Here is a 24,836-nt window from a genome sequence, read left to right on the forward strand (position 1 = left end):
GAAAGAAGGTGATCCCATGCCCACTAACAATAAACCCAATAGATTAATCGCTGAGAAGTCTCCTTATTTACTTCAACATGCTCATAACCCTGTGAATTGGTTCCCTTGGGGAGATGAAGCATTTGATAAAGCGAAACGCGAAAACAAACCTGTTCTCGTATCTATTGGGTATAGCTAGCTCGGGTAGCTACACGCACATGTCATTGGTGCCACGTTATGGCCCACGAAAGCTTTGAAGACGAAGAAATCGCGCGTCTTCTCAATGAACGGTTTGTGGCGATTAAAGTCGACCGGGAAGAGCGGCCGGATGTGGATTCTGTTTATATGAGAATCTGCCAGCTGATGACCGGGCAGGGCGGCTGGCCGCTGAATGTGTTTATCACGCCTGATCAAAAGCCGTTTTACGCGGGTACATATTTTCCAAAGACGAGCAAATTCAATCGTCCCGGTTTTGTTGATGTGCTTGAGCATCTGTCTGAGACGTTTGCGAACGACCGCGAGCATGTCGAGGATATTGCGGAGAACGCCGCTAAACATTTGCAGACCAAAACAGCCGCCAAATCAGGCGAAGGCCTTAGCGAGTCAGCGATTCACCGGACATTCCAGCAGCTTGCCAGCGGGTTTGATACGATCTACGGCGGTTTCGGGCAGGCACCGAAATTTCCGATGCCCCATATGCTGATGTATTTGCTTCGTTATCATCACAATACGGGGCAGGAGAACGCTTTATACAACGTGACGAAAACGCTGGACAGCATGGCGAATGGCGGCATTTACGATCATATCGGCTATGGGTTCGCCCGCTATTCGACCGATGACGAGTGGCTCGTTCCCCACTTTGAAAAAATGCTGTACGACAATGCGCTGCTGCTGACTGCTTATACAGAAGCCTATCAGGTCACGCAAAACAGCCGCTATAAAGAGATTTGTGAGCAGATCATTACGTTCATTCAGAGGGAAATGACTCATGAAGACGGAAGCTTTTTCTCTGCTTTAGACGCGGATACAGAAGGAGAAGAAGGAAAGTACTACGTGTGGTCAAAGGAAGAGATTCTGAAAACGCTCGGGGATGATCTCGGAACGCTGTATTGCCAAGTGTATGACATCACTGAAGAAGGAAACTTTGAAGGCAAAAATATTCCTAACCTCATTCACACAAAGCGAGAACAAATCAAAGAGGATGCCGGGTTAACTGAAAAAGAGCTCAGTCTCAAACTCGAAGACGCAAGACAGCAGCTCTTGAAGGCACGCGAGGAAAGAACCTATCCGCATGTCGATGATAAAGTGCTGACCTCATGGAACGCGCTGATGATCGCGGGTCTTGCGAAAGCGGCAAAGGTATACCAGGAGCCGAAATATCTCAGCCTAGCGAAAGACGCCATCACATTTATTGAAAACAAATTAATCATCGACGGCCGTGTGATGGTCCGATATCGTGATGGCGAAGTGAAAACCAAAGGCTTTATCGACGATTACGCTTTTCTCCTATGGGCTTATCTGGATCTCTATGAAGCTTCGTTTGATCTTTCTTATTTACAAAAAGCGAAGAAACTGACAGACGATATGATCAGCTTATTTTGGGATGAGGAGCATGGCGGATTCTACTTCACCGGACACGATGCAGAAGCCTTAATCGTACGGGAAAAAGAAGTGTACGACGGCGCCGTGCCTTCCGGAAACAGTGTGGCAGCTGTTCAGCTGCTGCGTCTCGGCCAAGTCACCGGCGACTTATCACTGATCGAAAAAGCGGAAACGATGTTTTCCGTGTTCAAGCCAGACATCGACGCGTATCCGAGCGGCCATGCTTTCTTTATGCAAAGTGTGTTAAGGCATCTAATGCCTAAAAAAGAAATCGTGATTTTTGGAAGCGCAGACGATCCAGCCAGAAAACAAATCATAACAGAGCTCCAAAAAGCCTTTAAGCCTAACGACTCCATTCTGGTAGCAGAGCATCCTGATCAATGCAAAGACATTGCGCCATTCGCTGCAGACTACCGCATCATAGACGGCAAAACAACCGTTTATATTTGTGAAAACTTCGCCTGCCAGCAGCCGACAACAAATATTGAAGAAGCGATCCACACATTAATAAGCAGCAGGGATTAAGACCCTTGCTGCTTACTTTTTGATTTCTTATGGTACCATAAAGCGATCCCCGCAAACACAAGGTTGACCGCTATCGTAAAGAAAGCCTCCCACATCGGGTTCCCCCGCGTAACCGTAAACAGAGAAGGAATTCCTCCATACACACTGTTTTTTTCTGTAATAAACATACACAAAAACATATTATTCGCGGCATGGGCGCCAAGTGATATTTCGATGCTTCCAGTTTTAATCGTGTAATAGGTCCACACAAAACCAAATGTTAAATACTCAATTCCTGCCCAGACAGCGCCATTGTTCATTTCTGGATTCGCAAAATGCAATACGCCAAACAATCCTCCGACAATCAGTGTCAAAAATAGAGGATTTTTCGTCAATCTCCCGAAAGCTTGAAGCAAAAATCCCCTGAAAAACAGTTCCTCAGCTGATGTCTGAATCGGAACCAAAATGAGGGCAGCCGCTAGCAGCCAGATAAAGCGTGAGGCATTAAACTCTTGCATTGAATAGCTATCAGGATGAATCGCAAAATCAATCAATTGTACGGCGATCATCAGCAAGAAATAAGCAATAAAACCAAAGGAAATTCTCCGCCAATTCATCTTTGAATTTGGTGTAATCACAGTTCGGAAAGGCCGCTTCAAAATAAAGCGCACAGCCAGCCAAACTCCCGGAATGGCGAATAAATAAATCACATGGGACAAATAAAGATCTACGAGGGGATCACTCAGCACAGCTTCATCCAAATCAAACGTGATATTGGGATTCACAATAACCGTGAACAGTATAGCGAAAAGGTAAGCTATATTCCCGAATACATATAACCCTACCATCACCAAAAAAGCGAAAAAATATCTCCACAACGTATTGTTTCCTTCTATAGGACGGATAAATGAATTCATTCCTTCTATGTCTCTTCCTTTCAATGAGAATATTACTATATATTTGCATAAATTGGTCTATGAATCTACTGTTTTGGAAATCTTTCAAGCAAAATTAAAATATAAAGTGTGAATTTAGTTCTTCCATCTAGTGATTTGAACTCTGTTGCCAATGAACCAAGATACTTATAATAGTCCCAAGAGGGGAATTTTCAGTCTTTTCTTACTACTAAAAGGGGGTTTTTTATGAATACGATCTTCAAACAAAAGAATACACATCCTTTCTCAAACGCAGCGAATCGTTTAGACCGCCTTCCGATTTCACGCGTTCATTTCCAAGTGTTAACCGCTCTCGGCATTGTTTATTTCTTTGATCTCGCAGATTTATTTACCCTCAGCAATGTAGCGCCGGCACTGATCGAGCATTGGGGCATCCCGCTTTCAACTATTGCTAACGTAACGGCTGCTTCGTTTTTAGGCATGTTTTTAGGCGCTTCACTGGGCGGACGGCTGTCCGATCGAATCGGCCGCAAAAAAGCCTTAAATCTATTTGTCTTTGTTTTCTCAATCGCATCGCTATGCAATGCTGCGGCATGGGACATTCCATCTTTAATGACATTCCGTTTTCTCACCGGATTTGGCGTTGCAGCCGCCATGGTCATTACGAATAGCTATTTGGCGGAATTTTTCCCTTCAAGTGTACGTGGAAAATATATTTCTTTTTGTGCCATGATTGGATTGATCGGGGTTCCGATCACCAACATTGTGTCTGCCTTTGTCATTCCTCTTGGTTCATGGGGATGGAGGCTAGTATTTGTATGGGGTGCCGTCGGCCTTATTTATTTTTTCTTTATTCGACGGCTGGAAGAGTCGCCTCGCTGGCACGAAAATCGCGGGGAATATGCGAAAGCCGATGCGATCCTCAACCGAATTGAGGCACAGGTTGAAAAGGAGAAAGGCCCGCTTCCGGCAGCATCCCAGCCTAAAGTAAGCGAAACTGTTAAGCAGAATGCAGGTTATGCCGGCTTATTGAAAGGCAGAAACCTCAAAATCACCATCGTATTATCTGCTGTATGGATTTTTGAAACGTTTGGGTTTTACGGATTTGCCTCATGGGTTCCAAGCCTGCTAAAAAGCAATGGCGTCACCATGGAAAATACATTGTGGTATAACGTATTGCATTCCATCGGCGCTCCGCTTGGTGCACTGCTCGGCTCCATGATTTCCGAAAGATTTCAAAGAAAATGGATTTTAGCTGCGAGTGCGTTTCTGACGGCCATCGCCGGGCTCTTATATGGTATGACTTTTATTCCCATCATGATCATTGTATTTGGTTTTATCGTGAATATCACAGAACGGGTCTTTACCTCGAACTTATACGCCTATACATCTGAACCTTATCCGACTGAATACCGCTCGTCTGGCAGCGGTTTAGCCTATGGTCTTGGCCGTTTTTCAAACATTTTTGGCTCATTGCTTGTCGGATTTATTGCCGTTCAGCTCGGCTATATCAGCGTCTTCTTATTTATTGGGGGCTGCTGGCTCGCATGCTCCTTGCTGTTAATCTTCTTCGGTCCTAATACGAATGCGAAACAGATTTAAAAAAGTCAGTGCGGATCTGCCGCACTGATCTCATTACAATTGCTTCAAAATCCTCGCGGGGTTTCCGCCTACAACAGTATTAGCGGGTACATCCTTAGTGACAACAGATCCAGAAGCAATCACTGCGTTATCACCGATTGTCACTCCCGGGTTAATCACCGCCCGGCCTCCAATCCAAACTTGATCTCCAATTGTCACAGGCTTACCGAACTCCTTCCCGGATTTCCTTTCGATCGGATCAAGAGGGTGACCGGCCGTGTAGATATGTACACCTGGCGCAATCAAACAATGACGGCCGATACGCACCTCACACACATCTAAAATGACACAGTCAAAATTAACAAATGTATGATCTCCGATATGAATGTGATAGCCATAATCACAGCGGAATGTCGGCAAAATCGTGACTTGATCCCCAACCGAACCGAGCAGCTCCTTCAAAAGCTCCGTCCGCACTGCATCATCTTCCGGTGTTTCGTTATATTGTCTAATCAGCTGTCTCGCATGTTTGCGTTCTAGTAATAGTTGTTGATCTTCCGAATTGTATAATTCTCCGGCTGCCATTTTTTCTTTTTCTGTCCTCAGCATGTAAGTCACTCCAGATGTCAGATTGTAATCTCGATCAAATTTCCTTCATCATCCTCAATCACACTTTCATAGTAGCCGTCTCCTGTTGTCCTCGGGCCGTTAACTACTGCGAAACCATCCGCCTTCAATCGATTAGTCAGTTCGTCAACTTTCTCCCGGCTCCCAACGGAAAAGGCAATATGTGCCCAGCCTGTCATTGTTTGTGAGGACGGATCGGTCACATTCCCTTTTTTCATAATCTCCAGCCTTGCTCCGGAATCAAACGTAATAAAATAAGACTTAAAATCTTTTTTCTCATTATGATACAAATCATTCGCTTCGCCATTAAAATACGTTTCATAAAAAGATTTCATTCGCTCTAAATCATTGACCCAGACCGCTGTATGTTCAATATGCATTTCTTCCTCCTCCTTCGCCTTCAATGAAGTTATAAGGTATGAAATGCATTTCAGTTCAAGCTTTTTTCTTAAATTTATGCTGAATTTTGATATCAGCGGGTTCATCCTGCAAAAATAGAGAAAATGCTGCGATGCCGAGCTGCTCAAGATTCAAATCAAGCGACGGAAAACCAAGAACACGGCTGATAGAAGTATTCCCCTCGCCTATGATTTCAACATCCCAATTACTCTTTTTGGCAAATAGATGAATTCCAGCTGCCACTTCATCACTATTTGCATAAATAGCAGTCGGAACCCTCCCGCTCATATAAAAATGTTCAGCTGCCCGCTCACCATCATTTATATCGTTGCATCCGGACAGCATATGGCGGTCTTCCAACCTTCCGCAGACAGCTTTATAGGCCGCAGCTTTATCAGCCGTGCTCGGGCTCCTATCAGCTTCTCTGACACACGTAAAAGCAATATTCTCATGCCCGCGGCTCTTTAAATAGCGAAAGCTCTCTGCATAAGCAGTTTTTCTGTCATTAAAAGCACAAGGAACATCAATGTCTCCGGTATCCTCACAAGCGATGATCGGCCCATATTCCTGATAAGCTAAAATGCTGTCCCAATGATTGGCGCGGGAAGTAATGATGAGACCGTCTATTTTCTTCGTTCTTAACAGCTCTAAATATTTGATTTCAATATCGGGGTTATAATTGGTGGGGAGAAGGGTCGTTGCATACTCATACTGAAAAGCCGCCTTGGTGATTCCGTTAACGATTTTATCAAAGCAGGGATGATCGCTATAAGGCAGAATCACACCGACCGTATGGGTTTTCCCGCGAATGAGATCGATTGCGGTTCGATTTGGCGTATAATCCAATTCCTTCATGACTTGATGAACAAGCTTTCTCTTTTCTTCAGATACATAAGGATGGTGATTCAATACACGCGAGACAGTCGAAACAGATACATTTGCCAGTCTTGCGATCTCTTTTATATTTGCCATCTCTTTCTCCTTTTCATATAAAAAAAGCAGTAAGTGTAAAATCCTTACTGCTATCTCATCATATATTGATGATAAGTTCAACAGGACAATGGTCGGAACCCATGACGTCCGCTGATATGCTGGCATCTTCAATCTGTTCCTTAAGTCTTTCAGAAACAACAAAATAATCAATCCGCCATCCGATATTTCTGTCCCGGGCGCCGGCACGATACGACCACCAGGAATAAGCGCCTTCAAGATCAGGATAAACATGACGGAAAGAATCAACAAAGCCAGCTTCTAAGAAACGAGTGAATGCCCCTCTTTCTTGATCTGAAAATCCAGCGTTATTCCGGTTCGCCTTTGGATTTTTCAAATCAATCTCCTGATGGGCTACATTCAAATCACCGCATAAAATCACTGGTTTTTTCTGATCCAATTCAAGAATATAAGACAATAAAGCCTCTTCCCATTGCATGCGGTAATCAATCCGCTCTAATCCCCTTCTGGAATTGGGCGTGTAAACAGTCATCACATACACGTTTTCAAATTCCAGCGTAATCACTCTGCCTTCTTGGTCATGCTCTTCTACTCCGATACCGTAGATGACCTGCAGCGGTTCTTGCTTAGAAAAAACAGCTGTGCCGGAATATCCTTTTTTCACTGCATAATTCCAGTACACATGATAGCCTTCAGGCTGGAGATCAACCTGGCCGTCCTGTATCTTCGTTTCCTGAAGACATATAATATCTGCATCCTCTTCTTTCAAATAAGAGAGAAAATCCATTTTTCTCATCACAGCCCGCAGGCCGTTTACATTCCATGAAATCAACTTCATGTTTCATCCTCCCCCTATAAAAAAGAGCAAGAACCCGAAGGTTCTTGCTCTTTACGCATCAGCTTACTCACCGCTTACGTATGGAAGTAAAGCCATTTGACGTGCGCGTTTGATCGCTGCAGTCAATTTACGTTGGTATTTAGCGTTTGTTCCAGTTACACGACGTGGTAAAATTTTACCGCGCTCAGAAACAAACTTTTTAAGAAGATCTACATCTTTGTAGTCGATGTGCGTGATACCGTTAGAAGTGAAATAACACACTTTACGGCGTTTCGCACGACCGCCTCTGCGTCCTCCTGCCATTGTCATTTCCCTCCTTTCTTTTTCATTTTAGGCGATAATCACATTAGAATGGAAGATCATCATCCGAGATGTCAATCGGTTTGCCGTCGTTGGCAAATGGGTCATCATTAAAGCTGTTCCCCTGATTGCGTCTCTGGTTGTTTTGATTTCCCCCAAATGGATTATCATTTTGGCCTCCGCCAAAGTACTGGCCTCCGCCGCTGTTTCCTTCGTTGTATCCACCTGAACCAGAACCGCCGCCGTTTTTCGGCTCAAGAAATTGAACACTTTCAGCTTGGACCTCTGTCACGAAGACACGCTGTCCTTGCTGGTTTTCATAGTTTCTTGTTTGTAAACGGCCATCTACGCCTGCAAGGCTTCCTTTTTTCAAGAAGTTTGCAACGTTTTCGGCTTGTCTTCTCCAAGTGACACAATTAATGAAATCGGCCTCACGTTCTCCGGACTGGTTCGTAAATGTACGATTCACAGCAAGAGTAAACGTAGCAACAGCCGCACCGTTTGGCGTATAACGAAGCTCTGGGTCTTTTGTCAGTCTTCCGACTAATACAACTCGGTTAAGCATAAGAAAGACCACCTTTTACCATTATATATTTCAAAATTGCTTATTCTTCTTCTTTAACAACAATGTGGCGAATGATATCGTCACTGATCTTAGCTAGACGGTCAAATTCTTGAACTGCCGCAGCGTCAGATTGAACGTTTACGATTTGGTAGAAACCGTCGCGGAAATCGTTGATTTCGTAAGCAAGACGACGTTTACCCCAATCCTTTGTTCCAGTGATCTCCGCACCGTTAGAAGTCAGAACGTTGTTGAAACGCTCGATAACTGCTTTTTTAGACTCTTCGTCAATGTTTGGGCGGATAATGTACATAACTTCGTACTTTCTCATCTGTTTGCACCTCCTTTTGGACTAAGCGGCCCATAATGGGCAAGGAGCAATAATTCTATTACTCACAATTTTATATTATACCAAAGCTCTTGTCCCTTTACAACTGCATCCTATACATTAAATCGGAAATGAATAACATCTCCGTCTTGGACCACATATTCTTTCCCTTCAAGGCGGACTTTTCCTGCCTCTTTAGCTCCTGCCATACCGCCGCCCGCAAGAAGATCCTCATAAGCAACTGTCTCAGCACGAATGAAGCCCCGCTCAAAGTCACTATGAATAATTCCTGCACACTCAGGGGCTTTCATGCCTTTTTTGAATGTCCAAGCTCTGACTTCCTGTTCTCCGGCTGTGAAATATGTTGCGAGGCCTAGAAGAGAGTAAGACGCTTTGATCAGCTGATCAAGACCTGATTCTTGAATGCCCAGCTCTTCCAAGAACATTTGCTTTTCTTCGCCTTCAAGCTCAGCGATTTCAGATTCGATTTTTGCACATACAACGATAACTTCTGCATTTTCGCCGGCAGCGTACTCGCGAATCTTCGCTACATTTTCATTGCCAGATGGATCAGCAACTTCATCTTCACTTACGTTGGCCACGTACAAAATAGGCTTCGAAGTCAGTAAATGGAGCTGCTTCACAAGCTTTTGCTGCTCTTCAGTGAATTCTACAGATCGAGCAGGCTTTTCACTCTCAAACGCTTCTTTCAGTTTAGATAAAATCTCAAACTCAAATACAGCGTCTTTATCTTTTTGCTTCGCAAGCTTGCTGACGCGTGTAATCCGCTTTTCAACCGTTTCCATATCAGCGAGGATCAGCTCAAGGTTGATCGTTTCAATGTCATCAATCGGATCAACCTTTCCGGAAACGTGTGTAATGTTGTCATCGGAAAAAGCACGGACAACGTGGCAAATCGCGTCAACTTGGCGAATATGAGATAGGAACTTGTTGCCGAGTCCTTCTCCTTTAGATGCGCCCTTTACAATCCCTGCAATATCAGTGAATTCAAAAGCAGTCGGCACAGTCTTCTTCGGGTTGACCAGCTCAGTCAGCTTTTGCAGACGATCATCCGGCACCTCTACAATTCCCACGTTCGGATCAATTGTACAGAACGGGTAGTTGGCTGATTCGGCACCGGCCTGTGTAATTGCGTTAAATAGTGTTGATTTTCCGACGTTCGGCAAACCAACAATTCCAGCTGTTAAAGCCATTCTTTCATCTCCTCTATATAAAACCGTCATTGTATGAGCGTATTTTGAACCTAGAGCAATTATAAGGAGGTTCACTGGAAAAGACAAGCTGACAAAAAAGCATTTTCAGCCTGCCAATCCCTTTGATTATGCTTTTTTCAAGCCTACTAAACAGTCAAAAAGCGTACTTCCCATTCCATTATCAGAATTTGTATCATTTGTCAGTGCATTGACTGACCCTCCAAAAGCCGCCCACATGCCTTCATCTATATTAATCGTCTTCGCATGAGCCTGTTTCATCACTTTCACCTTGCCCTTCAAGCGTCCGCGGTCATTAAAGATGACAACCTCGTCTCCATCCTGAAGATCCTGCTCAGCCGCTATATCTGGAGAAATATCGACCTGAACGTGCTGAAGCTTTTCAATAAACGGCACATGCTGTGAATGATTGGAACGCTGCGGATGAATGGATAAGAGCGTATAAGGGTACTTTCCAGCTAACTCCTCATTATGGAAAACAGATTCTTCGGGCACATTTAATTGAAGCGAGCCGCTAAATCCTTTTTGCTCAGCAAGCGACGAAGTAAATTCAAATTTTCCACTCGGCGTCAAAAACTGATAATCATCCCACGGCACCTGTTTTACTGGAAGAGGGAGGTGGCCTTTTTCTTTTAAACGCTCAAGTGTCACATCCTCTGCTTCCAATGAAGAAAGCCCCATCTCTAAAAATTCTTGAGTGCTGTATTCAAACAGCTCGCCAAACCCAAGACGTTTTGCAAGCTCTGACCAGATCCAGCTGTCCGATTTCGCTTCACCCTGCGGCTCCACAAGCTTCTTCCCGTACTGAACATAATGATGATACATACTGGAATAGTAGATATCTTCTTCTTCAAAAACAGTGGCAGTCGGCAAAACATAATCACACAGCTCTGCGGTATCCGTCATAATGGAATCAATCGCGACCGTCATTGGAACCTTTTCAAATGCTTGTCTCACCTTATTTGTATTCGGCACCTGAGTCAGCGGATTTCCGCACGTCACAATAATCATCTCAATCGCAGGATCAGCAGCGGTCAACACTTCTTCAGCCTGCGTCATCATTGAAAAAGAACGTGATGTTGTTTTTAATTCCGGCAACGTCAGCTTTGTTTTTGCAAAGCTCTCGCCAATCTGGACATTTCCGAAATTCGCGCCGCCGCCCTTAATTCCGACATTTCCGCTTGCCGCAACAAGTGCATCAATCCAACGAATCGTTCCCCCGCCGTTTTTATATCGCTGCATGCCAAGCCCCATAAAAGTAGACACCGGACCATCAGCATACAAACCGGCCAGATACTCCAGCTCCTCCATAGAAGTTTCTGTTTTCACAATAAACTCTTCCAGAGAAACAGTTTTCAAAAACTCTTTCACATCATCAAAACCGACAGAATGCTCAGAAATAAACGTTTCATCCGTTCTTCCCGTCTCAATCAGAACCTTCAAAACGGCTGCCGCAAGCCAGCCGTCCATTCCAGGCTTTACAGAGATATAGCGGTCAGCAAGCTTAGCAGTCGGGTTGAAGATCGGATCAATCACCGTAATCGTGGCGCCCTTCTTTTTCACCTGCTGCAAGTGGTGGTATAAGTGCATATTTGTTCTGGATACATTTCTTCCCCACACAACAACATGCTTGCTGTTGTAAATATCAAGCGGGCCGTGACCGTACGAACGGCCAAAATCCCAGCTTTGCGCCTCGATGCCGGAGCCCCAGCATATGCTTCCGACGATTTCGGTCACGCCGCCATATCCATTAAAAAAACGCTGATCAAGCGCTTTTAACAGACCGTTATTCGCATAATCATGGCTGTGCAAAACAGCAGTCGTCTCCGACGTTTCCTTGATTTCCCGAAGTTTATCGGCAATTTCATCAAGTGCCTGCTCCCAAGAAATCCGCACAAACTCGCCATTTTGTTTTTTCATTGGATAGCGAAGCCGATCAGGCGAATTTGTTTTTGTCTCAAGCATTCTGCCGCGGCCGCAGATTTTACCTTCCGTAATCGGATGGTTTGGATCTCCGTCCACTTTTGTTACCTTTCCATCATCAACAGTCACCAAAAAGCCGCAGCTGTCCCAACAATTCAGCGGACATGCCGACTGATGCACTTTGCTCATCGCCGTCTTCTCCTTACCTTCTATATGAAAAAGCATGAGTGTCGGCCTATTTATGAAGTAGGCTCCTCATGCTTGACTAGTACTTTTTTTAGTTTTCTTTCAAATTCTCTTCTCGGAATCATAACACTGTGAGAGCATCCCTCACACTTAATTCGAATATCCATTCCCATGCGTATAATTTTCCAGCTGTTCGCTCCGCATGGATGCGGTTTTTTCATTTCTACGATATCATTCAGGCCAAAGTCTTTATCCGCCAAGACCCTTCACCTCTTTTCCTAAACTGCTGTATCTATTGTACAAAAAAACTGATCATAAGAGCAATCAAGATACCCGAAAAGAAATACATCCTCTTATTTCCATTTACTCAAAATAGGATATAAGAGCAGACAAACTAACAAATACAAATTGAGCATCCCATATATCGGATACAAGAACGCGATCAAATCAGAAAATCCGAAAGAAGTAAAAGGTACCATTAAGACTAACAAAATCAACACAATCATCCATCTCGGCATATGAATAAACGCCATCAGCCGGCTGGACAGCCCCAGCAAACCAGCTACCGTCGTCGTGTAAATCGCCAGGCACAGCACCGCCGTCATACATAAAAAAAGGAAATAAGGCGCACCCTCCAGAACGGCAAACAGCGGTATTTCAAACTGAGAAAGGGAGCCCGCCAGCTCCACCAACGTTTCATTATAAACAAATGAGATCACGCCAAAAATAAGACCGCTTGCCACACTTGCGATTTTTGCTTCTCCGAGCCCTTTCATCTCTTTCCCAACAGAGGATAAAATCGCAACAACTGAAAGGATGTTTAAAGAGGTAAACGTAATGCTCGCAGGCCAGTTATACTGCTGGGACAAATCAATCGTCCACGTATGGTGATGTGTGCTCTGAAAGGAGATCAGCGCATATAAAAGCCCCGCTACTAACACAGGAATCAAAATACTATTTATAGATAATATTCCTTTCACATCCCACAAAAACAAACACACTGTCACGATGCAAATCAGCGTGATTCCCCACCAGAAAGGAAGCTTGTACATTTGCAGGGTCACACCGCCTCCGGCAATCATCACCATAGTCGTCGAAAACAAATAAAAAATGATGAGGACATCATAAATTTTCGCCAGCCATGGCCCCATTAAATGCTCCAGAACCGGCAGAAAATGAGTGGATTGAACCTTAAAACTGATTTTCATCACAATATAAGACGAGAAAATGAACATAATTGTAAACAGCACAATAGCAAGTCCGCTTTCCGCCCCAAAAAACTGCCATATCTCCTGACCGCTCGCATATCCGGCCCCGATCAGGCTCCCTAATATGAGCAGCATCCACTTCATTCCGGCTCTCCACAACACTATCACCTCATAGACAAAGTTCAGCTTGTTCCCGTTATTGTTACTATATAAATAAAGGAAAGCAAACATGCCATATTTTCATAGACATTTGAACACAAGGTGAAATTATCATACGAAATACACATAAAAAAAAGACTGCTAATGGAGGCAGTCTAAAAATATATCATTTTGCAGTGGAATGAAGGAATGAACCTCATTAACCATTCCTATCTATAAAGTGTTTCATAAGCAGACCATTGCTTGATCATGATCGAAGCAATGGGGGACAATACTTGTAATCGCCCACTAACCATTCATATCATGCCCTCTACTTTTTTAAAATCTCCGGTGCCATACACAAAGCATAAAAAACCGTACTGCTGGATATACTGTAAACAACCTTACATAACGAAACACACACCATAGCAATTCTGTTACCTACTATAACAAGGAAGTGAAACCCATGAATCGAAAAGGCGGGCTTTTTTCCTCTCAGGAACGAGTAAAGCAATATGTTTCACATACAGATGCTGCAGCGGCAAAACAAATCCAAACCATCCTTTCTTCATCCCTACGTAAAGCTGCCGGCAAACCAATTGTTGTGGTTTGTATCGGAACAGACCGTTCAACCGGTGATTCATTGGGCCCGCTCGTAGGAATGAAACTCAAACAGATGCAGCTCACCAGATTCCATGTCTACGGAACCTTATCTGACCCCGTCCATGCTGTGAACATGAAGGATAAAATCAATGACATTCATAAATTACATAAAAACCCATTTGTTATAGCAGTCGATGCATGCTTAGGCCGCGTTAAGAGTGTGGGTTCATTTCAAATCGGGGACGGGCCATTAAAGCCCGGAGCCGGTGTACAAAAAGACCTTCCTGAAGTGGGAGATCTTCATATTAACGGAATCGTGAATGTTAGCGGTTTCATGGAATATTTTGTATTGCAAAATACAAGACTCAACTTGGTCATGAATATGGCCAATGTTCTCGCGGAAGGATTGAGTTTAACAGATCGGACAGAGTGGAGGCAAGAACGCCTTAACCCGTTGCAAAGGCTCACTGGGCGCATATAAAACAAAAACCATCTTCGCTTGAAAGATGGTTTCTTCATTTACGATTCTCGTTCAGACAAAAGCTCTAAAATCCGGTCAAGGTCTTCATTAGAGAAAAATTCAATTTCGATTTTGCCTTTTTTCTTCTGTCTTTTAATATTAACTGTTGTTCCAAAATAATTTTGGAGATAGGATTCCCGTTCTTTTAGAACCGCATCTTTCACAGGTTCTTTTTTCTTTGTTTCACGTGGAACATTCTGATTCAACTGCTGAATCAGCTGCTCAAGCTGGCGAACATTGAGCTGCTCCGCAATCACTTTTTGTACCAGCGGTTCAAGCTTATTTTTGTTTTTCAAGCCAAGAAGCGTGCGTCCATGTCCCATAGAAAGCGTACCTTCGGCAATAAGCTGCTGAATATTTTCTGGCAGTGTCAGCAGTCTTAAATGATTCGCAATATGCGGTCTGCTTTTCCCAAGACGTTTGGCAAGCTGCTCTTGCGTGAGGTCTAAGTGTTTCAACAAGGAGTCATATGCCTGAGCCTCTTCAAGCGGAGATAAATCTTCACGCTGAAGGTTTTCTAATAAAGCAATTTCCCTCATTAACGCCTCTGATAATTCACGGACAATGGCCGGAACTGTATCTAAACCTGCCAGCTTTGCCGCTCGAAAACGCCGTTCACCCGCAACAATATCATAGCCTTTTAAAGATTTTCTGACGATAAGCGGCTGAAGAATGCCATGCTGCAGCACAGATTCTTTTAGTTCAGCTAATGCCTCGTCATCAAAGTGTTTTCTTGGCTGATAAGGATTAGGGCGTAAATCGGCAATTTTAATTTCTTCAACTGTCTCTTCAGACAAATCTACCTGATTAAATAACGCATTAATCCCTTTTCCAAGGCCTTTAGCCATTCGCAGCCACTTCCTTTGCTAAATCTAAATATACTTCCGCACCTCTTGACCGCGGATCGTATAAAATGATGGGTTTTCCGTGACTCGGTGCCTCACTCAGACGGACATTACGCGGAATAACTGTCTTATATACTTTATCCCTAAAATACTTTTTAACCTCTTCAATCACTTGAATGCCAAGGTTTGTCCGGGCATCAAGCATTGTCAGCAATACACCTTCAATCATTAAATCAGTATTCAAATGCTTTTGCACAAGACGTACTGTATTTAATAACTGGCTGAGACCCTCCAAGGCATAATATTCGCACTGTACAGGAATCACAACGGAATCCGAGGCAGTAAGGGCGTTAATCGTCAGCAGGCCCAATGACGGCGGACAATCAATGATAATATAATCATAATTTTGCTTTACTGCTTCAAGCGCTCTCTTCAATCTCACTTCTCTTGATATTGTAGGAACCAGCTCGATTTCAGCCCCTGCAAGCTGAATCGTCGCAGGAATCACATCCAAGTTCTCTACTGTCGTTGCTTTAATAATATCTATTACATCTGCATCATCTACTAAAATATCGTACACACACTGCTCTACATCGGCTTTTTCAATCCCTAATCCGCTTGTCGCATTTCCCTGCGGATCAATATCTACCAGCAGAACCCTTTTCCCTATGTAAGCCAAACATGCCCCAAGGTTGACAGACGTCGTTGTTTTGCCGACCCCGCCTTTTTGGTTCGTAATTGCTATGATTTTTCCCACGATGTCACCTACTTTCACATGAACATGTACTATCTTGCTTCTATTCTATCAAAAAAAGATTAAAGCGTTTCATTTTTTTCATCATTTTGTTCCGAATCAGAAGGGAAATAATTGAAAATTCAAGCACGCTTTATGCTTTCTCTTATAAATTCTGCAATTTCTATGTTTTTTTGACTTAAAAAAGGAATTTCTTAAAGAAAAAAAGAAGAAGTCACAGTACAGAACGTGGAAACAGGATGGTGAGAAAATGGTTTATCAAACGAAGAGAGATGTACCCGTTACGCTGATGATTGTGTTTCTCATATTACTGATACAAGCAGATGCCATTGTTCCTTTTGTGCTGGGAAATATGAGAGTTTCCGGCTGGATCATTTTTATTCTGCTGACTCTTTTAAATGGACTCATCATTTGGAGCTTTATTGACCTAAAATATGTATTGAAGGAACACCATCTGATCATTAAAGCCGGATTGATCAAACATCAAATTCCTTATGAAAAAATCGATAAAGTCGTTCAAAAAAAGAAACTATGGTCCGGTTTTCGTCTGATCGGCTCTCGCCATGCCATCACAATATATTATCAGGGGGGATGGGGACATGCAGTAATTTCACCGCAAAAATCTGAAGAGTTTATCCACAAACTCAAAGAAAAGAATTCTAATATAATAATTTTCACTAAAAGTAAGTGATTACCTTTTATTGAAAATATAAAAAGCTCTCCTGCTTTTCAGGAGAGCTTCTATTTTGGTATGCGAATCGTTAATTGAATATATTCTTCAAATTCTTCTTCTTCTGTATTCAATTTTACACCGCTGTCTTCCACCATTGATAGTGACTGGCGAATCGTGTTCATCGCAATTCTCGTATCTCTGCTGAATGCTTTGCGTCTCGGCTTTGGCTTTCTTTGGCCTTGCTCCAGCATTTTCACCACGCGGTCTTCCGTCTGCTTTACATTTAAACTTTTCTCAATAATCTCTTTGAGCAGTGTGACTTGGAGCTCAGGCTGTTTCAGCGGAATTAGCGCTCTGGCATGGCGCTCGGTGATTTTCTTCTCCATAATCGCCTCTTGGACCGGCTGAGGCAGCTTTAATAACCGAAGCTTATTCGCGATTGTAGACTGCCCTTTTCCTAAGCGCTGTGCGAGTGCCTCCTGTGTTAAATCATGCAGCTCAAGCAGCCTAGCATAAGCATGCGCTTCCTCAATAGAAGACAGTTCTTCCCGCTGCAAGTTTTCGATTAACGCCACAGAAGCGGTTTCCGTGTCGGAAAAATCCTTAATAATTGCCGGAATCTTTTCCCACTCAAGCGATTGCACCGCTCTCCAGCGTCTTTCACCTGCAATGAGTTCGTATTGGCCTTCTTCTTCTGTATGCCTAACAACAATCGGCTGAATAATGCCGTGTGTATGAATGGTCATTGCTAACTCTTTGATTTTTTCATCTGAGAAAATGGTGCGTGGCTGAAAACGGTTGGGAACGATAGCATTTACCGGTATTTCCAGAATCTCTTCTTTATTTGTATCATGTTCAGCAATCTCCGGCTCCTGTTCCTTCTCACCAAGCCCGAAGAAACGAGAGAATGAATGCTTCATGTACCTACACCACCTTTAAAAACTGCCATTTTTGTAATTCTATTTTCTCATGGTTTTTCCTGCTGTACATCCATCAATTTTGATGAAAATATGATGGTATTGTCATATCAGGCTGTCTAAATTACCCTTCAATTGGCGATTTATTAGGAGTTCCCGGTTTTCTTGGATACTTCTTAGGTGTATTTTTTATTTTGCGTATCACCATAATATTACGATCGCTTTCTTCAATAGGCAGCTTAAAAGAATGGATATTCTCAAGTTCTCCTCCAAGCGTCGTGATTGCTTTTTTGCCTGCATTCAGTTCTTCTTCTGCTGATGCGGCTTTTAAAGCAACAAATAAACCGTTTTTCTTCACCAGAGGCAAGCAAAGCTCACTCAAAACAGATAATCTCGCAACTGCTCGCGCTGTCACAATATCATAGCTTTCACGCACGTCTTTCCGTTGCCCGAACGTTTCAGCTCTGTCATGGCAGAATGTTGTATTCTCCAATTGCAAAGCCTCAGATAACTTTTCTAAAAACGTGATCCGTTTGTTCAGTGAATCCACGATTGTGACATTGAGGTGCGGAAAGCATATTTTTATCGGCAGACTTGGAAAACCCGCTCCCGCTCCAACATCACAAATCGTGTTCACCTGATTGAAGTCGACATAAAAAGCAGCTGTAATGGAATCATAAAAATGCTTTAAATACACTTCTTTTTTCTCTGTTATTGAAGTGAGATTGATTTTTTCGTTCCATTCAACCAGCATGTCGTAATACAGCTCAAATTGCTCCAGCTGACGGGGAGAAAGGGAGATCCCTTTTTCCGCCAAACCAGAAGTGAATTCTTCAATATTCATGCCGTCATCCTTTCTATTCGGCTATCTTCGCAATGCGTCCCTGCTCTAAATACACCAATAGAATTGAAATGTCCGCCGGGTTTACACCGGAAATGCGGGAAGCCTGGGCAACAGACAAAGGCCGTACATTTTTCAGTTTTTGACGCGCCTCGGTCGCAATCCCCTTAATTGCGTCATAATCAATTCGGTCTGGAATTTTTTTATTTTCCATCTTCTTCAGTTTTTCCACTTGCTGAAGAGATTTTTCAATATATCCTTCATATTTCACTTGGATTTCTACTTGTTCTGCCACGTCTTGAGGAACCGGCACTTCTGGCGGCGCCAGTTTTGTGACTGTTTCATAGTTCATTTCAGGACGTTTCATCAAGTCTGTGCCGCGAACTCCATCTTTCAATTCGCTTCCGCCAAGAGAACGGATATATTCTTGATTTTCCGGAGACGGCTTGATAATTACAGAATGAAGACGTTTTTTCTCCGCCTCGATCGCCGCTTTTTTCTTCTCAAAAGCCGCATAGCGCTCATCAGAAATCAATCCAATGCGATGTCCGATTTCTGTCAGACGCAAATCAGCATTGTCATGGCGAAGCAGCAATCTGTATTCCGCACGTGATGTCAAAAGACGATATGGCTCATTGGTACCTTTTGTCACAAGGTCATCAATCAGAACACCAATATAGGCGTCAGAACGGCTTAGAATTACTTCTTCTTTTCCAAGCGCTTTTCGTCCTGCATTGATTCCCGCCATAATCCCTTGTCCCGCAGCTTCTTCATAACCGGATGTTCCGTTAATTTGGCCTGCAGTATAAAGGTTTGTGATTTTTTTGGTTTCAAGTGTCGGCCATAGCTGTGTCGGTACGATTGCATCATACTCGATCGCATAGCCGGCTCTCATCATTTGCACGTTTTCAAGTCCAGGAATCGTTGCAAGCATTCTTTGCTGTACGTCTTCTGGAAGACTTGTAGATAAACCTTGGACATAGACTTCCTGTGTATTTCTGCCTTCCGGCTCAAGGAAGATTTGGTGACGCGGTTTATCATTAAAACGGACAACTTTGTCTTCAATGGATGGGCAGTATCTTGGGCCCGTACCTTTGATCATACCGGAATACATCGGTGAACGGTGCAGGTTGCTGTCAATAATCTCATGTGTCTCAGGGCTTGTATATGTCAGCCAGCAAGGGAGCTGATCTGTGATATATTCCACTGTTTCATATGAGAAAGCGCGAGGCACATCGTCACCAGGCTGAATTTCCGTTTTGCTGTAATCAATCGTGTCGCTTTTAACGCGAGGCGGCGTACCTGTTTTAAAACGAACAAGGTCAAAACCGAGTTCCTCCAAATGCTCAGAAAGCTTAATAGAAGGCTGCTGGTTATTCGGGCCGCTTGAGTAAGACAGATCGCCAAGAATGATACGTCCTCTTAAATATGTCCCTGTCGTCATGACAACTGCTTTCGCACGATAATGTGCGCCTGTTTGTGTAATAACGCCTCGGCATTCGCCGTCTTCAACGATCAGCCGCTCCACAATTCCTTGCAGCAATGTTAAGTTTGGTTCTTTTTCAAGCGTATTTTTCATTTCGTGCTGATATTGGAATTTGTCTGCTTGCGCACGCAATGCACGAACCGCAGGACCTTTTCCTGTATTCAGCATTCTCATTTGAATATGTGTTTTATCGATGTTTCTTCCCATTTCTCCGCCGAGCGCGTCAATTTCGCGGACGACAATCCCTTTTGCGGGGCCGCCGACAGACGGATTACATGGCATAAATGCAACCATATCTAGGTTGATGGTCAAGACAAGCGTTTTGGCGCCTTGGCGTGCAGATGCGAGGGCAGCCTCAACACCGGCATGCCCGGCGCCAATCACAATCACATCGTATTGGCCTGCTTCATACCCCATGATTCTAGTTCCTCCTTTAATTATTTTCCTAAACAGAATTGAGAAAAGAGCTGATCAATTAAGCTTTCGTGGACAGAATCTCCAATGATTTCCCCTAAAAGCTCCCAGCATCTTGTAAGGTCAATTTGCACCATGTCGATCGGGACATCCTGTTCGATGCCGCTAAGCGCATCTTCAATGGCGCGTTTTGCTTGCTGTAAAATAGAGATGTGACGTGTGTTGCTGACATAAGTCAGATCACCGCTTTCAATGGCACCCGTGTAGAACAGTGATTGAATCGCTTCTTCCAGATCATTGATGCCTTCCTCTTTTAAAAGAGATGTCGTAACAACTGGACGTCCATTGGCAAGCTCACGGACACGTTCAGAGTCAATCTTCGCCTCAAGGTCAGTCTTATTCAAAATCACGATAACATCCATGCCCTCAACGGCTTCAAAAAGCTTCACGTCTTCATCAGAAAGCTCTTCACTATAATTAAGCACAAGTAAAATCAGGTCCGCTTCCTTTAGAACCTGGCGAGAACGTTCAACACCGATTCGCTCAACAATATCCTCTGTTTCACGAATACCTGCTGTATCAACCAGACGAAGCGGGACGCCCCTTACATTCACGTATTCCTCAATCACATCCCGTGTCGTTCCGGGAATATCGGTTACAATGGCTTTTGCCTCATGAACGAGGCTGTTCAGAAGAGATGATTTTCCTACGTTTGGCCGGCCGATAATGACGGTAGAAAGACCTTCACGCAAGATTTTTCCTTGCTCAGAAGTCCTCAGCAGCGTCTCAATTTCCTTTTTCACGGCGGTTGCCTTTTCGACTAAAATCTGATGCGTCATTTCCTCTACATCATCATACTCCGGATAATCGATATTCACCTCAACATGGGCCAGTGTTTCTAAAATCTCACTGCGCAAACGGCGCACCAAAGCAGAAAGACGCCCTTCCATTTGATTCATAGCAACGTTCATTGCCCGGTCCGTTTTCGCTCTGATTAAGTCCATAACCGCTTCCGCCTGTGAAAGATCGATTCGGCCGTTTAAAAACGCACGTTTCGTAAATTCACCAGGCTCTGCCAGTCTCGCTCCCTCTCTTAATGCAAGCTGAAGCACTTGGTTCACAGTCACAATTCCCCCGTGACAGTTAATCTCAATGACATCTTCTCGTGTAAAAGTTCTCGGTGCTTTTAACACTGATACCATTACTTCCTCAACGACACGATCCGAAGGTCTGTCTACGATATGACCATAATGAATCGTATGTGATTCGACCGAGCTGAGTGTTTTCCCCTTCGGTCCCTTATAAATTTTATCTGCGATTTGAATGGCTTCTGGTCCGCTCAACCGTACAATCGCAATCGCGCCTTCTCCCATCGGTGTGGAAATTGCCGCAATTGTATCCATGTTGTTCACCTCTCTTTACTTATACTTCATCTATATAAAAAAATTTTTATTATGCCAAAACTAAAAGATAACATAGTTTGGTTCGAAGTGGAAGATTTGTTATCCACAGAAATAGAAATTCGTCCCTTATTACTTTAACTTATCCACATGTGAATAACAATTAATTTTATTTCCTGAACTTCCTTTTTATCAACAGGATACACCTAAAAAGAAAAAACTTAAACGGCAAAACCTTGATATTACTAGGAAAAGTAGATTTTTCGGATACAAAAAAACCGAAATCCAATTTTTATCGGACTTCGGTTTTATGCTATCTTTTATGGGAAATAACGAGATGACGATTTTCGCCTTCACCCATTGAATATGTTTTGATCTGGTGGTTTGCATATCCAGAAAGAGTATCGTGAATAATTTTTCTTTCGCTGGACGGCATGGGCTCAAGCTGGATGGATTTTTTCGTTTTCAAAACCTGGTCAGCAAGCTTGATGGCCAGCTGGCTCAGTGTTTCTTTTCTTTTCAAACGATAGTTTTCTGCATCCACCGTCACATTTTTATATTGGCCTGGATAACGGTTAAGGGCAAGCTGTGTCAAAGTTTCAAGGGCGTTTAAAGTTTGTCCTCTTTTCCCAATCAACAATGCTGCCTTTTCACCTGTTATATGATATCTCACTGTCTTTTTGCTTTCTTGAACAGTCACATCAGACTTCCCGGCAATGGCTTCGGCAATCGTTTGAAGATATAACTTCGCTTGCTGAATCGGATCAATCTTTTCAACCAGCTTTACGATCGCAGGCTTTTTACCGAAAATGCCGAGAAACCCTTTGTTTCCCTCTTCAATAACAGTAATTTCTACCTTATCCTTCGTTAATCCCAGCTCTTGCAATCCGGACTGTACTGCTTCATCGACATTTCGCCCTGCAGCAGTCACATTCCTCACTTTTTCTTTCCTCCGGCTTTTTGCGGCTCAGGATTTTTTTTAATATCAGGTCCTTTAATGAGGAAAGTTTGCGCAATCATAAACAAGTTACCAACTACCCAATAAAGAGAAAGAGCCGCCGGGAAGTTGATCGCAAATACGATAATCATAATTGGCATAATCCAAAGCATCATCGCCATTTGCGGATTTTGCTGCGCATTGCCAGCCATCATCAGTTTTTGCTGAACAAATGTAGCGACACCGGCAACGATAGGAAGAATATAGTAAGGATCTTTTTCTCCTAAGTCAAACCATAAGAAGCTATGCTCTGAAATCGCCTGGGTTCTCATGATCGCATGATAGAATCCAATTAAAATCGGCATCTGGATCAAAATCGGGAAACATCCCGCCAATGGATTGACACCATGCTTTTGGAATAAAGCCATTGTTTCCTGCTGAAGCTTTTGCTGCGTTTTTTGATCCTTTGAGCTGTATTTTTCTTTAAGCTTTTGCATTTCCGGCTGTAAAGCCTGCATCGCTTTCGAACTTCTCAGCTGCTTAATCATCAGCGGTAAAATTAATAAACGAATTAAAATGGTAACTAGAATTATTGAAAGCCCGTAGTTATCTCCCGTCAATTTCGCTACATACGTAATGAGCTCAGACAATGGATATACTACGTACTTGTCCCAGAAATGCGGACTATCTGCAGTGATCGGCTCTTTCACACTCGAGCATCCAGCCAAAAGCATGAATACGCCAACCATACTTAATAGCAACCCTATTCTCCTTTTCAACAACATTTCCTCCTATAATTAATCTTTACACTCTTTTATTGCAAAGCATACTTGTATGTATTTTAGCATCTTTCAGTTTTAAATGGTGTCTTTTTCTGATCAACCAGAAAGGAAGCGCTTTTAAAAGTTGTAAGAAAGCAGTGGTGATGCCTACTTTGACGAAGATTTCTTATATAATGAAGACTTTCTGAATAGATGCTGCAGACTTTTTTTCGTTTCCTCATATGTCAGCTGGCTCGCCGGTTTTCTGGCAATAATGATGTAATCCTTTTCCTTCAGTCTCTCTTTCTCCTCAAGAAAGGCCTGCCGAATCAAACGTTTGATCCGATTTCGCATCACAGCATTGCCAATTTTTTTGCTGACGGAAAGCCCGACACGCAGTTCATCATTTTCAGGCTGATCAAGCGTATATAAGACAAACTGGCGGTTTGCAACTGATGTCCCATGTTTAAACACTTTTTGAAAATCTTCATTTTTCTTTAAACGATTTCGCTTCTTCAAATGACTCACTCCGATACTGGCTGGCAGAAACTTTTAAAATTTATTATGAACATGAGATGCATCTGAACCAGGAAGCATGCCCCGGTTCATTACGCATCACATCTATCTTTTCCCATAACGTGAAAAAAGACCACTGACATTATTCAGTGGCCTAAGCTGATAATACTTTTCTGCCTTTGCGGCGACGGCGTGCTAAAACTAGACGACCGTTTTTTGAACTCATACGGCTTCTGAAGCCATGAACTTTGCTGCGTTTACGGTTATTCGGTTGGAATGTTCTTTTCATTTATGACACCTCCCTCGAGGAATAGCTGTTAAAGACAGTCTTACTTATTATATTTGCGTTACCTATTCATTGTCAACTTCACTAGTGCTTTTATTTCTTGCAACCATAATAGGATACCATACCTTTTCAACTTTCGAAACCTTATTTTTTAGATTCCTTAATTTTACGGAAAAAAGACAAATCCAAATAATTTACCCCTAAAATCACGCATGTGGATATCTTTTTCGGCTTTTTTTAGTATCCACAGAGGTTATCGACAACATTTTCACATTACCAACCCCTGTGGACAAGGTTTTTTCAACAGGTTGTCCGCTTTGTGGATAAGATTGTGACAACCATTGCAAGCTCTCGTTTATTTTGGTATTATATTTGTGTTTTAACTCTTGATTACTAATCCTACCTTTCCTCTTTATCCACAAAGTGTGGATAAGTTGTGGATTGATTTCACACAGCTTGTGTAGAAGGTTGTCCACAAGTTGTGAAATTTGTCGAAAAGCTATTTATCTACTATATTATATGTTTTCAACATTTAATGTGTACGAATGGTAAGCGCCATTTGCTCTTTTTTTGTGTTCTATAACAGAGAAAGACAACATTTTCTATGAAAAGGAGGGACGTGCCGGAAG

27 protein-coding genes are annotated in these 24,836 nt (G+C 43.0%); 5 read left to right on the forward strand and 22 right to left on the reverse strand.

Annotated features, from left to right (window positions below; all coding sequences use genetic code 11):
- The first annotated feature begins 16 nt into the window (after nt 1-16).
- Complete coding sequence (locus NSQ16_RS21480) at nt 17-178, forward strand: DUF255 domain-containing protein (protein WP_080316903.1); 162 nt, start codon at nt 17-19, stop codon at nt 176-178.
- A 38-nt stretch (nt 179-216) separates the two neighbouring features.
- Nucleotides 217-2,106, forward strand: coding sequence for a thioredoxin domain-containing protein (locus tag NSQ16_RS21485; RefSeq protein ID WP_327836161.1), 1,890 nt, complete (start codon nt 217-219; stop codon nt 2,104-2,106).
- Here the strand turns inward: NSQ16_RS21485 and NSQ16_RS21490 are convergent.
- Nucleotides 2,103-3,002: a type II CAAX endopeptidase family protein gene (locus tag NSQ16_RS21490; RefSeq protein ID WP_015250787.1), complete on the reverse strand. Its 900-nt coding sequence runs from the start codon at nt 3,000-3,002 to the stop codon at nt 2,103-2,105. The two genes, NSQ16_RS21485 and NSQ16_RS21490, sit on opposite strands and share 4 nt — an antisense overlap.
- Nucleotides 3,003-3,227: 225 nt before the next feature.
- On the opposite strand from NSQ16_RS21490, the gene NSQ16_RS21495 reads away from it, so the two are divergent.
- Complete coding sequence (locus tag NSQ16_RS21495; RefSeq protein ID WP_048654832.1) at nt 3,228-4,583, forward strand: MFS transporter; 1,356 nt, start codon at nt 3,228-3,230, stop codon at nt 4,581-4,583.
- A gap of 33 nt (nt 4,584-4,616) precedes the next feature.
- Here the strand turns inward: NSQ16_RS21495 and NSQ16_RS21500 are convergent, their stop codons facing one another.
- From NSQ16_RS21500 to NSQ16_RS21550, 11 genes are all read right to left on the reverse strand, one after another.
- Nucleotides 4,617-5,171 (reverse strand): sugar O-acetyltransferase, encoded by a 555-nt coding sequence (locus NSQ16_RS21500; protein WP_032722825.1) that lies wholly within the window; start codon nt 5,169-5,171, stop codon nt 4,617-4,619.
- 17 nt (nt 5,172-5,188) lie between these two features.
- Complete coding sequence (locus tag NSQ16_RS21505) at nt 5,189-5,569, reverse strand: VOC family protein (protein ID WP_048654831.1); 381 nt, start codon at nt 5,567-5,569, stop codon at nt 5,189-5,191.
- Between the two features lie 55 nt (nt 5,570-5,624).
- A complete protein-coding gene (ccpB, locus tag NSQ16_RS21510) occupies nt 5,625-6,560 on the reverse strand; it encodes a transcriptional regulator CcpB (protein WP_048654830.1) in 936 nt (311 codons plus the stop codon).
- Nucleotides 6,561-6,618: 58 nt separating this feature from the next.
- Complete coding sequence (gene xth, locus NSQ16_RS21515) at nt 6,619-7,377, reverse strand: exodeoxyribonuclease III (RefSeq protein WP_029726087.1); 759 nt, start codon at nt 7,375-7,377, stop codon at nt 6,619-6,621.
- A gap of 63 nt (nt 7,378-7,440) precedes the next feature.
- The gene (gene rpsR / locus NSQ16_RS21520) at nt 7,441-7,680 is read right to left on the reverse strand and encodes a 30S ribosomal protein S18 (RefSeq protein WP_003219224.1); all 240 of its coding nucleotides are present in this window, start codon (nt 7,678-7,680) and stop codon (nt 7,441-7,443) included.
- A 43-nt stretch (nt 7,681-7,723) separates the two neighbouring features.
- Nucleotides 7,724-8,242: a single-stranded DNA-binding protein SsbA gene (ssbA, locus tag NSQ16_RS21525; protein WP_003219228.1), complete on the reverse strand. Its 519-nt coding sequence runs from the start codon at nt 8,240-8,242 to the stop codon at nt 7,724-7,726.
- Nucleotides 8,243-8,282: 40 nt separating this feature from the next.
- A complete protein-coding gene (rpsF, locus tag NSQ16_RS21530) occupies nt 8,283-8,570 on the reverse strand; it encodes a 30S ribosomal protein S6 (RefSeq protein WP_003244064.1) in 288 nt (95 codons plus the stop codon).
- Between the two features lie 110 nt (nt 8,571-8,680).
- Nucleotides 8,681-9,781 (reverse strand): redox-regulated ATPase YchF, encoded by a 1,101-nt coding sequence (gene ychF / locus NSQ16_RS21535; RefSeq protein ID WP_003242727.1) that lies wholly within the window; start codon nt 9,779-9,781, stop codon nt 8,681-8,683.
- Between the two features lie 126 nt (nt 9,782-9,907).
- Nucleotides 9,908-11,911, reverse strand: a complete 2,004-nt coding sequence (locus tag NSQ16_RS21540) for a molybdopterin-dependent oxidoreductase (RefSeq protein ID WP_029726086.1) — start codon at nt 11,909-11,911, stop codon at nt 9,908-9,910.
- A 50-nt stretch (nt 11,912-11,961) separates the two neighbouring features.
- Nucleotides 11,962-12,168: a DUF951 family protein gene (locus tag NSQ16_RS21545; protein WP_003226838.1), complete on the reverse strand. Its 207-nt coding sequence runs from the start codon at nt 12,166-12,168 to the stop codon at nt 11,962-11,964.
- 93 nt (nt 12,169-12,261) lie between these two features.
- Nucleotides 12,262-13,278: a membrane protein gene (locus NSQ16_RS21550; protein ID WP_010886647.1), complete on the reverse strand. Its 1,017-nt coding sequence runs from the start codon at nt 13,276-13,278 to the stop codon at nt 12,262-12,264.
- Nucleotides 13,279-13,720: 442 nt separating this feature from the next.
- On the opposite strand from NSQ16_RS21550, the gene yyaC reads away from it, so the two are divergent.
- Nucleotides 13,721-14,338 carry a spore protease YyaC gene (yyaC, locus tag NSQ16_RS21555; RefSeq protein WP_003243890.1) on the forward strand — a complete coding sequence of 206 codons (618 nt, stop codon included), beginning with the start codon at nt 13,721-13,723 and terminating at the stop codon, nt 14,336-14,338.
- 38 nt (nt 14,339-14,376) lie between these two features.
- Here the strand turns inward: yyaC and spo0J are convergent, their stop codons facing one another.
- Together spo0J and soj are read right to left on the reverse strand one after the other, a co-directional pair.
- Nucleotides 14,377-15,225: a stage 0 sporulation protein Spo0J gene (gene spo0J, locus NSQ16_RS21560; RefSeq protein ID WP_003226832.1), complete on the reverse strand. Its 849-nt coding sequence runs from the start codon at nt 15,223-15,225 to the stop codon at nt 14,377-14,379.
- Nucleotides 15,218-15,979: a sporulation initiation inhibitor protein Soj gene (soj, locus tag NSQ16_RS21565; protein WP_003219244.1), complete on the reverse strand. Its 762-nt coding sequence runs from the start codon at nt 15,977-15,979 to the stop codon at nt 15,218-15,220. Before soj ends, spo0J begins: the two co-directional genes overlap by 8 nt.
- A gap of 247 nt (nt 15,980-16,226) precedes the next feature.
- Here soj and NSQ16_RS21570 point away from each other — a divergent pair, with 247 nt between their 5' ends.
- The gene (locus NSQ16_RS21570; RefSeq protein ID WP_015250779.1) at nt 16,227-16,667 is read left to right on the forward strand and encodes a PH domain-containing protein; all 441 of its coding nucleotides are present in this window, start codon (nt 16,227-16,229) and stop codon (nt 16,665-16,667) included.
- Nucleotides 16,668-16,717: 50 nt separating this feature from the next.
- Here the strand turns inward: NSQ16_RS21570 and noc are convergent, their stop codons facing one another.
- The 8 genes from noc to rpmH form a co-directional block, all read right to left on the reverse strand.
- The gene (gene noc / locus NSQ16_RS21575; RefSeq protein WP_163182293.1) at nt 16,718-17,569 is read right to left on the reverse strand and encodes a nucleoid occlusion protein; all 852 of its coding nucleotides are present in this window, start codon (nt 17,567-17,569) and stop codon (nt 16,718-16,720) included.
- A gap of 121 nt (nt 17,570-17,690) precedes the next feature.
- Complete coding sequence (gene rsmG / locus NSQ16_RS21580) at nt 17,691-18,410, reverse strand: 16S rRNA (guanine(527)-N(7))-methyltransferase RsmG (protein WP_015250777.1); 720 nt, start codon at nt 18,408-18,410, stop codon at nt 17,691-17,693.
- Nucleotides 18,411-18,423: 13 nt separating this feature from the next.
- Nucleotides 18,424-20,310 carry a tRNA uridine-5-carboxymethylaminomethyl(34) synthesis enzyme MnmG gene (gene mnmG / locus NSQ16_RS21585; protein ID WP_003226825.1) on the reverse strand — a complete coding sequence of 629 codons (1,887 nt, stop codon included), beginning with the start codon at nt 20,308-20,310 and terminating at the stop codon, nt 18,424-18,426.
- 20 nt (nt 20,311-20,330) lie between these two features.
- Complete coding sequence (gene mnmE / locus NSQ16_RS21590) at nt 20,331-21,710, reverse strand: tRNA uridine-5-carboxymethylaminomethyl(34) synthesis GTPase MnmE (protein WP_089172739.1); 1,380 nt, start codon at nt 21,708-21,710, stop codon at nt 20,331-20,333.
- Nucleotides 21,711-22,020: 310 nt separating this feature from the next.
- Complete coding sequence (jag, locus tag NSQ16_RS21595; RefSeq protein WP_003243764.1) at nt 22,021-22,647, reverse strand: RNA-binding cell elongation regulator Jag/EloR; 627 nt, start codon at nt 22,645-22,647, stop codon at nt 22,021-22,023.
- Complete coding sequence (gene spoIIIJ / locus NSQ16_RS21600) at nt 22,644-23,429, reverse strand: YidC family membrane integrase SpoIIIJ (RefSeq protein ID WP_010886648.1); 786 nt, start codon at nt 23,427-23,429, stop codon at nt 22,644-22,646. The genes jag and spoIIIJ overlap by 4 nt, the downstream gene beginning before the upstream one ends.
- A 144-nt stretch (nt 23,430-23,573) precedes the next feature.
- Entirely contained in the window at nt 23,574-23,924 is a 351-nt protein-coding gene (rnpA, locus tag NSQ16_RS21605) for a ribonuclease P protein component (protein WP_003242628.1), read from the reverse strand.
- A 151-nt stretch (nt 23,925-24,075) separates the two neighbouring features.
- Nucleotides 24,076-24,210, reverse strand: a complete 135-nt coding sequence (gene rpmH / locus NSQ16_RS21610; RefSeq protein WP_003178075.1) for a 50S ribosomal protein L34 — start codon at nt 24,208-24,210, stop codon at nt 24,076-24,078.
- Nucleotides 24,211-24,836: the final 626 nt, after the last annotated feature.

Source organism: Bacillus sp. PS108, assembly GCF_037963335.1.
Classification (GTDB): Bacteria; Bacillota; Bacilli; order Bacillales; family Bacillaceae; genus Bacillus; species Bacillus subtilis.

Coding starts and splice junctions, on each gene's coding strand:
- yyaC (WP_003243890.1), top strand. CDS start 13,721: ATGAATCGAAAAGGCGGGCTTTTTTCCTCTCAGGAACGAGTAAAGCAA.
- mnmG (WP_003226825.1), bottom strand. CDS start 20,310: ATGGGGTATGAAGCAGGCCAATACGATGTGATTGTGATTGGCGCCGGG.
- spo0J (WP_003226832.1), bottom strand. CDS start 15,225: ATGGCTAAAGGCCTTGGAAAAGGGATTAATGCGTTATTTAATCAGGTA.
- ychF (WP_003242727.1), bottom strand. CDS start 9,781: ATGGCTTTAACAGCTGGAATTGTTGGTTTGCCGAACGTCGGAAAATCA.
- mnmE (WP_089172739.1), bottom strand. CDS start 21,710: ATGGATACAATTGCGGCAATTTCCACACCGATGGGAGAAGGCGCGATT.
- spoIIIJ (WP_010886648.1), bottom strand. CDS start 23,429: ATGTTGTTGAAAAGGAGAATAGGGTTGCTATTAAGTATGGTTGGCGTA.
- NSQ16_RS21500 (WP_032722825.1), bottom strand. CDS start 5,171: ATGCTGAGGACAGAAAAAGAAAAAATGGCAGCCGGAGAATTATACAAT.
- NSQ16_RS21540 (WP_029726086.1), bottom strand. CDS start 11,911: ATGAGCAAAGTGCATCAGTCGGCATGTCCGCTGAATTGTTGGGACAGC.
- rpsF (WP_003244064.1), bottom strand. CDS start 8,570: ATGAGAAAGTACGAAGTTATGTACATTATCCGCCCAAACATTGACGAA.
- ccpB (WP_048654830.1), bottom strand. CDS start 6,560: ATGGCAAATATAAAAGAGATCGCAAGACTGGCAAATGTATCTGTTTCG.
- noc (WP_163182293.1), bottom strand. CDS start 17,569: ATGAAGCATTCATTCTCTCGTTTCTTCGGGCTTGGTGAGAAGGAACAG.
- NSQ16_RS21485 (WP_327836161.1), top strand. CDS start 217: ATGGCCCACGAAAGCTTTGAAGACGAAGAAATCGCGCGTCTTCTCAAT.
- NSQ16_RS21490 (WP_015250787.1), bottom strand. CDS start 3,002: ATGAATTCATTTATCCGTCCTATAGAAGGAAACAATACGTTGTGGAGA.
- rsmG (WP_015250777.1), bottom strand. CDS start 18,410: ATGAATATTGAAGAATTCACTTCTGGTTTGGCGGAAAAAGGGATCTCC.
- NSQ16_RS21495 (WP_048654832.1), top strand. CDS start 3,228: ATGAATACGATCTTCAAACAAAAGAATACACATCCTTTCTCAAACGCA.
- rpmH (WP_003178075.1), bottom strand. CDS start 24,210: ATGAAAAGAACATTCCAACCGAATAACCGTAAACGCAGCAAAGTTCAT.
- xth (WP_029726087.1), bottom strand. CDS start 7,377: ATGAAGTTGATTTCATGGAATGTAAACGGCCTGCGGGCTGTGATGAGA.
- ssbA (WP_003219228.1), bottom strand. CDS start 8,242: ATGCTTAACCGAGTTGTATTAGTCGGAAGACTGACAAAAGACCCAGAG.
- NSQ16_RS21480 (WP_080316903.1), top strand. CDS start 17: ATGCCCACTAACAATAAACCCAATAGATTAATCGCTGAGAAGTCTCCT.
- rpsR (WP_003219224.1), bottom strand. CDS start 7,680: ATGGCAGGAGGACGCAGAGGCGGTCGTGCGAAACGCCGTAAAGTGTGT.
- NSQ16_RS21570 (WP_015250779.1), top strand. CDS start 16,227: ATGGTTTATCAAACGAAGAGAGATGTACCCGTTACGCTGATGATTGTG.
- NSQ16_RS21505 (WP_048654831.1), bottom strand. CDS start 5,569: ATGCATATTGAACATACAGCGGTCTGGGTCAATGATTTAGAGCGAATG.